This is a genomic window from Phaeodactylibacter xiamenensis (assembly GCF_965229835.1).
In the GTDB taxonomy this organism is placed as follows: domain Bacteria; phylum Bacteroidota; class Bacteroidia; order Chitinophagales; family Saprospiraceae; genus Phaeodactylibacter; species Phaeodactylibacter xiamenensis.
In genome coordinates this window covers 1,004,697-1,018,431 of sequence record NZ_OZ245931.1, presented here as the reverse complement: position 1 = coordinate 1,018,431, position 13,735 = coordinate 1,004,697, and the positions used below count along the sequence as shown (strand labels likewise).

General features: G+C 47.0%; 12 protein-coding genes. 10 read left to right on the top strand and 2 right to left on the bottom strand.

Going from position 1 to position 13,735, the window contains the following annotated elements; translation table 11 throughout:
- The first annotated feature begins 145 nt into the window (after positions 1 to 145).
- Complete coding sequence (locus tag ACO08I_RS03770; protein ID WP_282784047.1) at positions 146 to 994, top strand: sulfurtransferase; 849 nt, start codon at positions 146 to 148, stop codon at positions 992 to 994.
- Here the strand turns inward: ACO08I_RS03770 and ACO08I_RS03765 are convergent.
- Positions 991 to 1,689 carry a hypothetical protein gene (locus ACO08I_RS03765; RefSeq protein ID WP_044227564.1) on the bottom strand — a complete coding sequence of 233 codons (699 nt, stop codon included), beginning with the start codon at positions 1,687 to 1,689 and terminating at the stop codon, positions 991 to 993. The two genes, ACO08I_RS03770 and ACO08I_RS03765, sit on opposite strands and share 4 nt — an antisense overlap.
- A gap of 282 nt (positions 1,690 to 1,971) precedes the next feature.
- Here ACO08I_RS03765 and ACO08I_RS03760 point away from each other — a divergent pair, with 282 nt between their 5' ends.
- Entirely contained in the window at positions 1,972 to 4,317 is a 2,346-nt protein-coding gene (locus tag ACO08I_RS03760; RefSeq protein ID WP_421948536.1) for a TonB-dependent receptor, read from the top strand.
- Positions 4,318 to 4,752: 435 nt separating this feature from the next.
- On the opposite strand, the gene ACO08I_RS03755 is transcribed toward ACO08I_RS03760, so the two are convergent.
- The gene (locus ACO08I_RS03755) at positions 4,753 to 5,349 is read right to left on the bottom strand and encodes a porin family protein (protein ID WP_421948535.1); all 597 of its coding nucleotides are present in this window, start codon (positions 5,347 to 5,349) and stop codon (positions 4,753 to 4,755) included.
- Between the two features lie 186 nt (positions 5,350 to 5,535).
- Here ACO08I_RS03755 and ACO08I_RS03750 point away from each other — a divergent pair, with 186 nt between their 5' ends.
- The 8 genes from ACO08I_RS03750 (at position 5,536) to ACO08I_RS03715 (ending at position 13,479) form a co-directional block, all read left to right on the top strand.
- A complete protein-coding gene (locus ACO08I_RS03750; RefSeq protein ID WP_421948534.1) occupies positions 5,536 to 5,718 on the top strand; it encodes a hypothetical protein in 183 nt (60 codons plus the stop codon).
- Between the two features lie 260 nt (positions 5,719 to 5,978).
- Positions 5,979 to 7,733 carry a PKD domain-containing protein gene (locus ACO08I_RS03745; RefSeq protein ID WP_421948533.1) on the top strand — a complete coding sequence of 585 codons (1,755 nt, stop codon included), beginning with the start codon at positions 5,979 to 5,981 and terminating at the stop codon, positions 7,731 to 7,733.
- A gap of 33 nt (positions 7,734 to 7,766) precedes the next feature.
- Positions 7,767 to 8,768 carry a T9SS type A sorting domain-containing protein gene (locus tag ACO08I_RS03740; RefSeq protein WP_421948532.1) on the top strand — a complete coding sequence of 334 codons (1,002 nt, stop codon included), beginning with the start codon at positions 7,767 to 7,769 and terminating at the stop codon, positions 8,766 to 8,768.
- Positions 8,769 to 8,939: 171 nt separating this feature from the next.
- The gene (locus tag ACO08I_RS03735; protein ID WP_421948531.1) at positions 8,940 to 9,197 is read left to right on the top strand and encodes a hypothetical protein; all 258 of its coding nucleotides are present in this window, start codon (positions 8,940 to 8,942) and stop codon (positions 9,195 to 9,197) included.
- A complete protein-coding gene (locus ACO08I_RS03730; RefSeq protein ID WP_421948530.1) occupies positions 9,191 to 9,520 on the top strand; it encodes a type II toxin-antitoxin system RelE/ParE family toxin in 330 nt (109 codons plus the stop codon). Before ACO08I_RS03735 ends, ACO08I_RS03730 begins: the two co-directional genes overlap by 7 nt.
- 398 nt (positions 9,521 to 9,918) lie before the next feature.
- Positions 9,919 to 11,724 carry an RHS repeat-associated core domain-containing protein gene (locus tag ACO08I_RS03725; RefSeq protein WP_421948529.1) on the top strand — a complete coding sequence of 602 codons (1,806 nt, stop codon included), beginning with the start codon at positions 9,919 to 9,921 and terminating at the stop codon, positions 11,722 to 11,724.
- Between the two features lie 93 nt (positions 11,725 to 11,817).
- The gene (locus ACO08I_RS03720) at positions 11,818 to 12,654 is read left to right on the top strand and encodes a hypothetical protein (RefSeq protein WP_282773997.1); all 837 of its coding nucleotides are present in this window, start codon (positions 11,818 to 11,820) and stop codon (positions 12,652 to 12,654) included.
- Between the two features lie 669 nt (positions 12,655 to 13,323).
- A complete protein-coding gene (locus tag ACO08I_RS03715; protein ID WP_282773995.1) occupies positions 13,324 to 13,479 on the top strand; it encodes a hypothetical protein in 156 nt (51 codons plus the stop codon).
- Positions 13,480 to 13,735: the final 256 nt, after the last annotated feature.

The window sequence follows — 13,735 nt, the reverse complement described above, 5'->3', positions numbered from 1 at the left end:
ATTCCAGGAATTGTTTTTTCAGGGATTCAATATAGGAACATATACAGAAAAAAGCTACAGGTGCCAACAGAACTTTAAAATAATTCAATTGGGTTCACAAACCGGGTTCTAAGGATTATATTCGCCATCAGAAAACCTGAAAATCATGTTCCGCACCATCATTAGTCCACAAGAATTACACGAAAAGCTGGGCCGCCAAACCTGGGTAATTATTGACTGCCGTTACAGCCTTGGCCATCCGGATGCCGGGGAGGAAGCGTATAAAAAGAGCCACATCCCCGGTGCGAGTTATGCACATCTCGACAGGGACTTGTCTGGCAAGGTTGTACCTGGAAAAACGGGGCGTCACCCCCTGCCTTCAATCGTAAAAATGACACAGCGCTTTTCCAGCTGGGGCATCAGCGATGGCATTCAGGTCGTATTGTACGATGACCGGTCCGGGGCTATTGCCGCAAGGCTGTGGTGGATGCTCCGGTACCTGGGGCACGATCGCGTGGCCGTGCTCGATGGCGGATGGCGGGCATGGGAAGCAGAAGGCTATCCGGTAGAAACGGCTATCGTGGGTGCTGGACCACGGGTGTTTAAGCCCCGCGTGAGAGAGAGCTGGGTGGTGGATGCTGACCACGTACAGCGGAGACTGGGCGCTGAGAACTTCCTACTGGTGGACTCCAGAATGCCTGAGCGCTACCGGGGCGAAGATGAGCCGATTGACCCTGTGGCCGGGCACATTCCGGGCGCTACCAACTTCCCTCATACGGATTTAGTGGATTCAGAGGGGATGTGGCTCACGCCTGATGAACTGGAGGAACGGTTCCAGACCCTCGTAGGCAACGATGTGGCCGATGAGATGGTGTTTTACTGTGGCTCGGGCGTAACGGCCTGCCGCAATCTGCTGGCCCACCATCATGCGGGCTTCGGAGATGCCAAGCTGTATCCGGGGTCCTGGAGCGACTGGATTACCGATCCTGAACGGCCGATTGAGCGGAGTGTCTAAGCATTTTCCTGTTTCGCCTTACGGGCTTTTTTCTGCTCGTTGTTGCTTTCGTAAATGCAGTAGTTCTCGTACCGCACCGGGTCCTTTTCTGCCCAGATGTCCTTGCCGATGTTGCAAAGGGTAATCAGCTCTTCGTACAGCTTGTTGCCCTTTTCCACCCGGCGCTCCACGGAAATGTCCCGGTCGGCTACCTTGTCCTGCTGAATATTGACAGACTTCTCAAACTGCCGGGTCGCCTCTGCCACGCGGCGGATGACGTTCTCATTCACACCGGTCTCTGCCAGGAAGTCCAGCTGTTGCCGGGCTACGCGTACCACACGCCGGCCGCAGAAGATCAGCTGCGCATCGGTCATGTCTCCCATTTTGGCTGTACCAAATTTGCGGTAACGCCCGCTCCGGTTGTTGTACTTGATCGCTACCCGCGTCATTAGGCTGCGAATGGCAGACTTGAGATTTTCCGCAGCAGCGTACTTCTTCTCGGTAGTGACCATCTGATCGCCCAGTAATTCCTCATCATCGGGCAAATCCCCGAATTTATCGCACATGGCTTTGAATTGCTTTAGCCGCTGCAGCGTGTAGCCATACTGCTCGAACTGCTCCCGGTCCCGGTTGGCATATTTGATGCGCTCCAGGCACTGCAGGTACAGGTCTGCATCCGGAAAGTTGTACTGACGGTTGGTGGATTGCTTCTTCATTTGTCCATCATTTGATGCTAAAGCAAATTTATGTCCTCTTTTTGATAAAAACAAGTTTTTGTTCAAATGAAATGTCTTGGTTTTATTCGAAATTAGCCTTTACTCATCTAGAATTTTCCTGGAATTTAAAATCAAAAAATAAATTTTTTAAATGCTACCTTAGTGAGGATGAATCCCAGACAATGGTATTGGTGTCCTCTCCGTGGTGCCTGAGTTCTGAGAATTGTCATCGAATAAATGAAAAAACACTATCACCTTACCCTTAAATCAAAACGAAGCACCATGAAACGAATCCTTTACCTTGGGTTTTTTCTAGCGCTAATCGGTTCTCTTTCTGCCCAAACGACTACACAAACCATCCGCGGGACAATTGTCGACAAAGACACCCGGCAGCCATTGATTGGCGCTGCGGTACAGGTTACAGATGTTGAGCCTGCTATGGGCACCGTTACGGATATTGATGGTAATTTTCTGTTGGCCAAGGTACCTACCGGCCGGCACCGCATTGAAGCCACTTACCTGGGGTACGAGCCCTACATCGCTGAGGATGCGATTCTCAATTCTGCCCGCGAACTGGTGCTGGAGATTGCCCTGTCAGAGTCGGCGGTCATGGCAGAAGAAGTGGTTGTGACCGCCCGCAGCCATGGCAACGAACCCCTCAATGAGCTTTCCATCGTCAGCACCCGCTCCTTCTCCGTGGAAGAGACACAGCGGTATGCCGCAAGTGCCAACGACCCCATGCGCATGGCCCTGGGCTTCTCCGGCGTGCAGGGCAGCCGCGATGCCCGCAACGACCTTATTATCCGTGGTAATCCGGGCTTCGGCTTGCTTTGGCGGGTGGAAGGCATCGACGTGCCCAACCCAAACCACTTTGCGCGGCGGGGTGCCTCCGGTGGCGGGATTTCAATATTTAGCGTAAGCGTGCTGAGCAATTCGGATTTCTCCACCGGCGCTTTCCCGGCCATGTATGGCAATGCCTTTTCCGGGGTGTTCGACATTCAATTCCGGTCGGGCAACAAGGAACAGCAGGAATATTCCATCCGTGCCGGTATGCTGGGGCTTGAATTCTCGACAGAAGGGCCCATTAAGAAGGGGAGGAGTTCCTACTTGTTCAACTACCGGTACTCCACCCTTGGCATCCTCAATGCGCTGGGCATTCGGCTGGTGAGCCTGCGGGACAGCAATACCTTTCAGGATTTCTCCTTCAAAACCGACCACAGAAGCAAAAATGGCAAGCATATGTTTTCCTTCTGGGGCATGGGCGGGCTGAGCGATGAGCGCCGCGACCCGGCAGAGGGTGGACCGCAGGAATGGCAAATTTACACCGACTACCTCACCCGCGACTTTGATACGGATATGGGGATTGTCGGTTTTTCCCACAGCTATCTGATTGATGACAAATCCTATCTGAAGACCAGCCTGGCGGTACAGGGGCAGCGTATCCTTTACCAGAATGACACCCTCGATCAGAATGAGGTGCCCAGTCTGATCAACGACGAACTGTACTACAACAATCGCCTGACCCTGACCTCCTATTACAACCGGAAGCTTTCTTCCAGCGCCACCATGCGGCTCGGCGCCATTGCGACCCGGATGGGCTACGATTACGATTTCCGTTATCTGGTTGAGGATGCTTTCACCACTTATGTAGATGAGGAAGGCAGTACCCTGCTGCTACAGCCATATGGGTATGTGCGCTGGCAGTTGCATCCCCGGTGGACGGTCAATGCCGGGCTTCACGCTATGTTTTTCACCCTGAATGACACCTGGAGTGCTGAGCCACGGTTAGGGTTGCAGTATCAGGCCGGGCCGGGCGCTACCCTCAGCCTGGCTTACGGGCTGCACAGCCGGATTGTCCCCATGGCGTCCTACTTTACGCAAGTGAACGGAGAACAGCCCAATCTGGACCTGGACCTGGTGAAATCGCACCATTTTGTACTGGGGTACGATCAATTGGTCGGGACCAATAAACGGCTGCGGGTGGAAGCCTACTACCAACGCCTGTTTGATGTGCCGGTGGCGGCAGATGTCAACAGCACCTTCTCCCTGCTTAACCACATTGACGGTTTTGCCACCCGCAATCTTGTCAGCGAAGGCACGGGCACTAACTACGGGCTAGATGTGACCTTTGAGCAGTTTTTCAGCAACCGCACCTTTTATATATTGTCGGGTTCGCTTTTCAGTTCCACCTATGAGGCGCTCAACGGAGAAACCTACAGTACCCGCTTCGACAACACCTTTGCCACCAGCTTTATGGGCGGTAGAGAATGGCCTACCGGGCAGCGGGGCACCATACAGGGCAGTGTGCGGCTCATGTACAACGGCGGTCAGCGCATATCACCGGTGCTGAGCCCGGTGCGCGATCCCAACGACCCTCTGAACCCAATACTGGACGAAGCCAACCCCTACAGCATAAGGGTAGACAACTTCTTCCGCCCCGACCTGCGTTTTGCTTACCGCCACGATAATGAGAAGAATGCCTGGTACATTTCGCTTGATGTGCAGAATTTCATCTCCCGTCAAAACCAGGATGTGCTCAACTACAACTTTGACCCCATACTCGGGGACTGGGTATTTGGCACGCTGGGGAGCATTGTGCCTGTCCTGACCTTTCAGCTCGACTGGTAGCCTGACCGCTTCCTAAGACGTGGGGTACTGTGACGAATTAAAGCGGCCCGGAATCTAGATTGGGGCCGGGCGCGGGCACCATTTTTCTTTTCTTTGTAGTGGCAGAAGTGCCATTTGAGCGACAACTTTGCAATAAAGGGAATACAGGTTGTCCACCCACTATAAAACGTTGCCGGAAATTATTACCTTTAGTACGTATTAATCCCATTTTACAAATTTTTTAAAGGTAAAATTCCATGAACATGAAACAAAAAAACGGCAACAGCGCGTGGACGGAAACGACGGTTTTAACCGCCCAACCCGAGCCACCGTAAGGGTACACCACCTGCAAATGGTGCGATGTACGGTATCCGCCAAAGGCTGAGCAACTTCCGGGTTGTTCAGCCTTTCGTCTTTGGGCTTGCGCCTGACCTGCCCTTTTTTGCCCCCCTCTGCCTAAAAGATCCGGTAAGCAATACCGACGTAGAAAACGCTTCCCTTGATATCCAGGCCTTCGATAAGGTTCGTTACAGCCTGTGAATACCGAAGGCCGATCGTCCAGTCTTCAAAAACCTCGTATCCTATCCCCGCATTGACTGCCAATTCAAAGGTCTCGAAATTATCCAGGGCCAGCGATTCCGGCACAGATTCCGTTGAAGATATGGTTATGATGCCCAGCTGCGGGCCCAGTTCACTGTAAAAGTTGCCTTCCACCCATTTCAGCATCACCGGAATGTTGATATACGACAATTTAAAACGGCCATTGCTTTTGGAGTCCTCCCCCTGCAATGACCAAATGACTTCCGGCTGCAATTTCAAAGATTTGGACAGCTTGAAATTCATATACCCCCCGATGGAGTACCCTTCTTTCCGGTCGCTTTCGGGGATCGCATCATCGCCAATGAGTTCGGCAAAGTTGATGCCGGCTTTGATGCCATACTGAGTCTTGTCCGAGTCCTGAGCGAAGCCCTGGAAAGTGAGGCTTAAGAACAGCACAGCGGTGAGGAGCGGTCGTGTTTGCCGCTGGAAAGAGGCGGGGGTGTGTTTTTGCATGTGTTGGCGTTTTTTGTGAGTAAATATACGGCACCTTCGGTTTTCTTTGCCAGACTTTTTGATGCCAACTGAACGATACGCCCTACTTTAGCGACCAGGAGAAGCTTTGCATAGGCTGGAAACGGTACGAGATATCCAACCACTCTCCGCTCGCCATAGCCTCTGCGAAGGCGGGTGGGCAACGTCATGGCCGTGCTCAATGACCGCAAGTACTACAAAGACACGGATGCTGATGATGCGTACTTCGACTCCGTATTTATGGCCGCTACTGATTATTACCCCTTTGGTTATGAAATGTTGAGCGCCATAGCAAGAGCAATCAATGCCGCGAAATCCCGTCTATTTGGCGGGGCCGTGCAGAAAGTATAACTTTGGAGACTACCGCTACGGTTTCTCCATTCCAGTTTGGGGTGAAGGGGCCCTAAACTGGAATCCGGAGAATGATTCCGACGGCGAGTTGCTCCGTCCGCCATAGCAAGGCGCAGGCGGAAGTTCTTTTTTAAGCGTTTGTCCTCAATTCATTGTCCCTTTTCGCTGTGTGACAAAGTCATTGTATATGCTTTTCAGGAATCTAAGGCAAAATAAAAAGGAAGAACAAATTTATGGCTAATATGAAATAAATTTCCAGAATGAAGATTATCACTCTTCTGCTATTTACGATAAGTTGTGTATGCTCACAGTTATATGCCCAGGAAACCTTTGCCCGTGAGCCGCGTGACCATATCTGGCTTTTCGGTTATGATGGTATTGGAGGGCCGCCCTTTGCAAGCACCGTAATGGATTTTAATACAAATCCTGTTTCTGTTTTTACAGATACCAGGCAGATGAATTTTGAGATGACGAATGCTAGTATTTGTGATGCTTTAGGGGAACTTGAAGTCTATACCAATGGGCTTTATATTGCTGATGCTGCACATGATACCATTGAAAACGGTAGCGGATTAAACCCTGGGCCATTCACAGATTTTTGGATTGCAAGAGGAGCTTATTCACTTCAACAATCTACCATATTCTTTGACTCCTCAAAAGGGTTTCATCTTTTGCATACTGAATTAAGAGAAGTAATTGATACAAATTTACATATGGGTACGAACCTGTACCTAACTTCAATAGAAGTCAATAATGAAGATTTTTTTGTGACAAATAAAAATCAACTGATTATCGAAGATACTCTTACATATGGGCAGCTAACTGCATGTCGGCATGCTAATGGGCAAGACTGGTGGATGGTAGGACCAGAGTATTTTGGGGAAGGGTATTATTCCGTTCTAGTTACTCCTGATACGGTAGAACTAGTGGGCAAATATGATTCAGATACCCTTTTCGTTGCGGGAGTTGGACAGGCTCAGTTCACTCCTGATGGAACTAAATATGTACGTATAAACTCTCATAATATTAATACCGGGCAGTTTATTGAAATTTACGACTTTGACCGGTGTGATGGCTATTTGTACAATCCAAGGGTAATAAACTACAACGACACCGCCTACTTTGCCGGGGCAGCGATCTCAGAGAACAGCCGCTTTCTTTACATTTCTTCTTATCGCTATATTTATCAGTATGACTTAGAAGCGGAAGATATAGAAGGGTCAAAAGTTTTTGTTGCAGAATACGATGGGTTTGAATCTCCTGCTAATTTTGGCACCCGTTTTTTTTTAGCACAGCTTGCACCAGATGGCAAAATTTACATTTCGACGCCGGGTGCTACGGACCGGCTCCATGTCATTCATCAGCCTAATAATAAAGGTGCCGGGTGCCAAATAGAACAGCATGGCATCCAACTGCCTGGCTTGAACTTCAGGACCATGCCCAACCACCCATATTATGGCCTTGGCCCTGAGGATGGCGGTGCTTGTGATACATTGGGCATAGACCTTCCGCTTCCGGAAGCCGAATTCAGCTATGTCGTTACGGACAGCAGCTTGCAGGCTATCGACTTTTATGATGGCTCTAAATTTCAGCCCTATGCCTGGCATTGGGACTTTGGTGACGGAGCGGTCAGTAATAGCCGCCATCCACAGCACAGCTATATTTTTCCAGCTTTATATGAAGCCTGCTTAACGGCTACAAACGCTCAAGGAAGCCATACGTCTTGCCAGGAAATTGACCTTAGGGCAACGAGCACTACTACCCTGAACAACGACGGTATTTATTGCCGGGCATTCCCTAACCCTGCCAGTACAATCTTGCGAGTTGAATGTCAAATACAACATACCGGGTTACTTCAGGTATTCAATATGCGGGGGCAGGAAGTTTATCGGAAATCTATAGCACATAACCCAGAGCCGCTTCAGTTGGATGTCCGGCAATGGCCCGCAGGGGTTTACAGTATTAGATTGTCTGATGGGTATAACAGCCAGCTTTTGCAGGTGATGGTAGAGTAGTTTTTAGAACAAGCAATTTCAAAGAGGCCCATTATGAACCGGCTATTTCTATTGATCTTTTTGGCTGCGCCATTGCATGCAGGTGCTCAAGGTATTTTAGGCGGAGACCTCGATGTCATTGCGCAATTTTCGCCTGCTTTTGCACATGCCTATGTTGTGATATATAAAGAGGGGAATGGCAACCCAGAAGGGCGTATTATTGATTGGGGCGATGGGACCCTCGATACCTTGAGTGGTATACTAGCTTCAACTCCCTTTGAAGGTGTGGTCACAGAAATTTACCATGCCTTTCATTATTATCCTTTAGTGGAAAAAACATATACGGTCACTGTCCGTGATAGCTTCCTCGTAGAGGGCATAAAAAATATAGATAATTCAGGAAATGAGGAGTTTGTAATTACGAATACGATAAAGATTAATCCATCGAGTATGGCTATCCCAATGCAGTACATGGGCCTAGCTCTCGATTTAGAATATACTGGAGATGGTGCAGTAACGCATCATGCAAACGGAGGGTTCGTTGCCGCTACGGCATTTGATAGTGTAAGGACTTACCTTCTGCCCTTCACAGAGGAAGGGTATACCTTCCCGGAAGCAACAGACACCATCACATGCTGCCCACCATTTGTTTGGGACGGTCCGGTTGAGCCTGGGCGTTATGCCTTTGCTATTGGTGCAGAGACGTGGTACAATGGGGAGGTCCTTGGAGAAGATGTCAGAAAAATGGTAATCGAAGTAGACTCTTCCTTTTTTCTGACAAGCACTAATTTTATTAGCGGTTTAAATGCCAGTTTCCAGCTTTTCCCTAACCCAGTCCGCTCAACACTTCACCTTAAGCTACCACAGCTTCATACTACAGAGGGGAAGCTAATTATTGAAAACCTATCCGGTCAAATGCTTTACACAGAAGACCTGAACTTGAGCCTGGCACTCCGTAGCTGGCAATTAGATGTGGGAGGCTGGCCGAGGGGAGTATATGTGGTTCGCTTGCAAGTAGGAGCGGAGCAAATGGTGCGGAAGTTTGTAAAGGAATGAATCATCAAAACAAAATCAACCAGGTAATAACCAGAAAACCTGCCCTATGTAGAGGATAAGTGGTAGACAGAAAAGGAGGTGGAAACGAAGTTAACCTGCAAACTCCCGCTGCTCCAAGAACGGATTCACCGGTAAAACCGTTATCTTTAGGAATCTACAAAATCAATACTTATGAGCGCTGTAGAAATCAAAGCCGAAATCCAGTCTTACCTGGAGCAAGTGAAAGACGAGAGCTTTTTGAAAGTAGTCCATTCCATGTTGGATACCTATGTTAAAGAGCAAGAAGACCCGATTATTGGTTACGAAATCGATGGCACACCAGTCAGGGCAAGTACAGCGCGGGAAGAGCTGCTGGCAGATGTGGAAGCTGCAAAAAACGGGGAATATATTACTTTGGAAGACTTCCTAAAAGAAGCAGACACATGGTAAAGAAGTATAAGGTCCGGATCACCCCAAAAGCCCGCCAGGATCTTAGCCAAATTGTTCAGTACCTAAGAAGGTCGGAGTCTAACACAGTAGCCACAAATGTAAAGCGAGGCATTATGGAGGCTATTGGCCGGCTTGAAACTTACCCTGAATCACACGAAGCGTTCAAGGAAATCAGTACGGAACAAGTCGTGTTCCGCAGAATGCTGAAGTGGGAATACAAAATAGTATACACAGTAGATAAAGAGGAGTTGGTGGTATTGGTGGTCAAAATATATCACAGCCACCAAAGGCAGGAAGAAATTATTGACGAGCTGAAATCCTAAACGCTTTACCGCTAAACCCACCACGTATACAGTAAAGCGGTGTTCGTTGCAGCTCCTTCGTGAATCTACTATACAAGCCTTTATTTATGGCCGCTACTGATTATTACCCTTTGGTTATGAAATGTTGAGCGCCGTGGTAACCGGAAAACGATTTACGAAATCCCGGTCTGTTGCCGGGGCCGGGTTAAGCGTTCTTCCGTCAAGCGCAATTATTTTCATAGGATTCGCTGTTTTGTTGTGTCAGGGTGGAAGTTACAAAAAAGCAAAACAGCAATTGTCCTGTGCTATCTTTTCAATTGTACCTCCAGCCAGGGGGCTTCAAAGGCGTGTCCTTCCGCCAATTGGGAGAACCGTGGGGGTAAGCCTACCGCTATGACCAGTTACACCGGATCAAGAGGATGGAAAGCTGGGATAATATTACTATAGGCACCTATGCATGGCAAAGTGGGGGCAGCCCGATGGGTACTTACCGAGTAGACACCATCAACTACGATGCCAACGGGAACATACTCCGGCTTTACAGGAAGTCTACGTTCAGCACATTGATGGACAACTTGGAGTATAATTATGTTGCGGACAAAAACCTTCTCGATTACGTTTATGACAATATAGGGAGCGGTGCTTTTTCAGGGGATTTTGACAGTCAATCATCTGGAAATTACGCTTATGATGATTCAGGGAACCTGGTCAATGATGCTCAGGCCGGTTCCAAAGTCTTTTGGAACGCTTATGGCAAAGTCAGGGGGCTGAACTTCCAAAGTGAAGACAGAAGAGTGTATTTTGATTATGGACCTGACCAGAACAGGGTCAAAAAGGAGAATTATGATACAAATACAGGCTTATCGACATACACTTGGTACGTAAGAGATGCACAGGGCAATGTCCTGGCAGTATACCACCAAGACAGCGATACGGTGACCTGGTCGGAGCAGTATCTATACGGCAGTAGCCGCTTGGGGTCAGTAGAGCCCGATGTGACTTGGCATAACGGCAACGACCTCAACGACACGCCCTACTTCAGCGACCAGGAAAAGCTCTGTATAGGCTGGAAACGGTACGAGATATCCAACCACCTGGGCAACGTCATGGCTGTGCTCAATGACCGCAAATACTACAAAGACACGGATGCCGATGACGAAGCAGAGTACTTCGACCCCGTATTCATGGCCGCCACTGATTATTACCCATTTGGTTATGAAATGCCGGGCCGAAAGTATAACTTTGGAGATTACCGCTACGGTTTCAACGGCAAAGAGAATGATTCCGACGGCGAGTTCAGTTCTTTGACGCACTACGATTATGGTTTCCGGATTTATAACCCGGCGATAGGGCGGTTTTTGAGTGTCGACCCGCTGACTAGAAGCTATCCTTGGTATACGCCTTACCAGTTTGCTGGGAATAGTCCTATTCTTTTTCTTGATTTAGACGGTAGGGAACCAGTGTCTGCTTTTAAAGAATATTGGCAACCACAAATAAGAGGGCATGTTATTATAGTAACTGAAACAGCAGATGATGTGATATTAAATACTCTATTGGAACAGAGAGGAATTTCCAGAAATGGTCAATATGTAGTCAATGAAGTTCCACCAAATAGTGATTTAGTCAAGATCGAGTATCAATCTTTTGCGCTTCAGAGCAACGGTGGTTTGAGAGAAAAAGCTTGGTTGGGATCAATTGAAAAAAAGAAATCCTATATGGACACTCCTATTGCTATAAACACTTTAACCCCAAAACTACTTGATATTCCTGGAAGGGAGGAGCCTGAACTACCTGATCTTATTTTTCCACCACCTCCACCTCCACCTGGTCCGCTACCTGGTTTAGCAATAGGTGCTCCTAACCCTTTTAACGGACAAATTTCATTTTCGCCGAGTGGAGGTTTACCGTCGCATCATGCAGTATTTGATCCAACTAGTCCTCTGAATAGCGGACGTTTAAATATTAATGATATTGCAACCCAAATGATTATAACGGAGAGAGTAGCAACAGTTACCAGTTTCAATATCAACATTGTTTTTGAAACTAAATCAACCCAACCAGCGGCTGCTAGGGCAGATTTATTAAGAGACATTAGAGATGTAGTAATACCTGGGTTAAGAGGTTTTTTAACTGGTTCAGGAGTTACTAGCCCCATCAATATCAATGTGTTAGAGAGTCTAAATGGCGTTAATGGAAATAGTAGGATTGACATAACTCCAAGATAATCAATTACAAAACTTAAGATTCCATGACACTTTACCAGTCCCTAATTTGAGTGACTGTTTATCATTATTTTTTAAAGGCAAAATCATTGTGTAATGCTGATTGATATGAATATAAGACAAGATTACCTTAGATTTAGCTCTTGGCAAGAAAGTATGTTTTTAGCGTTGTTCTTTTTTGTTAAGATAGGGTGGTTTGGAAGTATTCTGGTTTGGAGCTATGAATCAATAAGAGATTCGAGTGGATTTGGGAAAACATATGTATTTAACAGTCAGAAAAATCATTTAACCCAGAACAAAGAAGTTTTTTCTAAGGATACCTGTAGGGCTTTTATTGTTAAAAAGAGCGTGTATTTCAATGGAGCTTTTTATAATTTTAACCTACTGATCGACAGTGTTGCCATCAAAAAGCAAAACAAGGAAGTTGCATCTATTCTGACAAAAGATACTCTTTCCTATTTTGGCGTTTCCCAGAGCTTAGAAAAAAGCCTAATTGGGTTAGACTCGATATTAAAAGATTTTGATTTATTGGATAAAGTAAATTTTCTTCTTAGCATGTGCCAACAAGAAAAATATATTGATGATCGAGATGCTTATGGGGAGGAGGTATGGCTTTCACCTGAAGCTACACTTGCTGCTAAGGGGAGTGACTGCGATGACAAGTCGATTTTATTTGCGTTTTTAGTAAAGAGAATGCTTAATTTGGATGTGTATGCAATAGTTTATCCAAAAAGTGAACATATGAATATCGCTATATACTTTCCTGAAGAACTAAAGGACGGTGAAATGATAATAATTGATGAGCAAAAATATTTAATAGCAGATCCTAGTTATCTTTGGGCGGAACTAGGTGAGCAAATGGAAGGAGTAGATATACAAGAGGAAGGTGTTAGGGTTATAAAAATTAATCATCCTAATGTGAGTAAACACTAAACTGAGTCTAGCAAATTCACAAAATTAATTCAGTGTGTTTGTCGACATGAGCAGCTACGGTACGCTTCCCCTAATGGGTACGTACAGGTAAGCAAGACATTCATCCCCCTACAACACGTAGCTTAAACCAAGTGCCGCTGAGCAGAGGATAACAGTCCAAGCCTGTACGCAGTGTAAAGACCAACGCTGCAATACGACCGTGCCGTCCAGCCATCCCTTCGTTATGTAGCAGGTTGAGTTCGCAGTTAAAGCACCTGAGGTAGGTTAAAAGAAAGAGCCCTGCCGTGTAGTGGGGAAAATATTGTAGCATCCACTTGGCCGTAGTTCAGTTTCTATGAATACTGCCCTACATACGAATCAGGCCAGCCATTAGCATGACCGTTAGGCAACGGGAAGAAGCCTGCGCGCATACATGAGAACTAGCCCAAATATTTAACACCGGTAAACCAAACTATTCAATGGAACCTGTTATACTGACGATTAAGTGGTCTCCGATAAAGATCGGAGCAGCAAACCTACTGAATGCCTGCCTGCGTGTCGGTACTTCGGCAGGCAGGTCAGCATTTACGCTGAGAATTGGCTTGCGCCTGCCCTGACAAGCTACGCTTCGTCAGTGGCCGATGTCGCAAACCAATTCGTATTGCGTATAAATAACCAAATGCTTTAATTATGAACACCCTGAGATCAATACTAAGAGACTATGTAGATGGTGCCTGCGACGAAGAAGAAGCCGTCATCGAAATCGAAAAATACGGAAGGGCAAAGCGATTCATCTATTTTATTGTGGGATTAGCTGTTGCAGTAGTCGTTTTGGTGTTAACCTAAATGGTAACGGTTGACGCAATGTATAGCCTGTAAGGTTTCGGTGGTTTATAAACCCAAAACAAAATATATGGGCTTGAGCCCCCCATTACTTTATCCTTTTTCGTTTGTGTGGTAAAGTCGTTGCATGCGCTTTTCAGGAATTGATGTTGATCATGGCTGTAGCATTGTGCCTATTGGGTATTTAGGCTCTTTTTGTTTGTAATAAGGAAGATTTAGTAATGTTGGTTGGCTCAGACGTTTCTGGTTTTGATTGGTG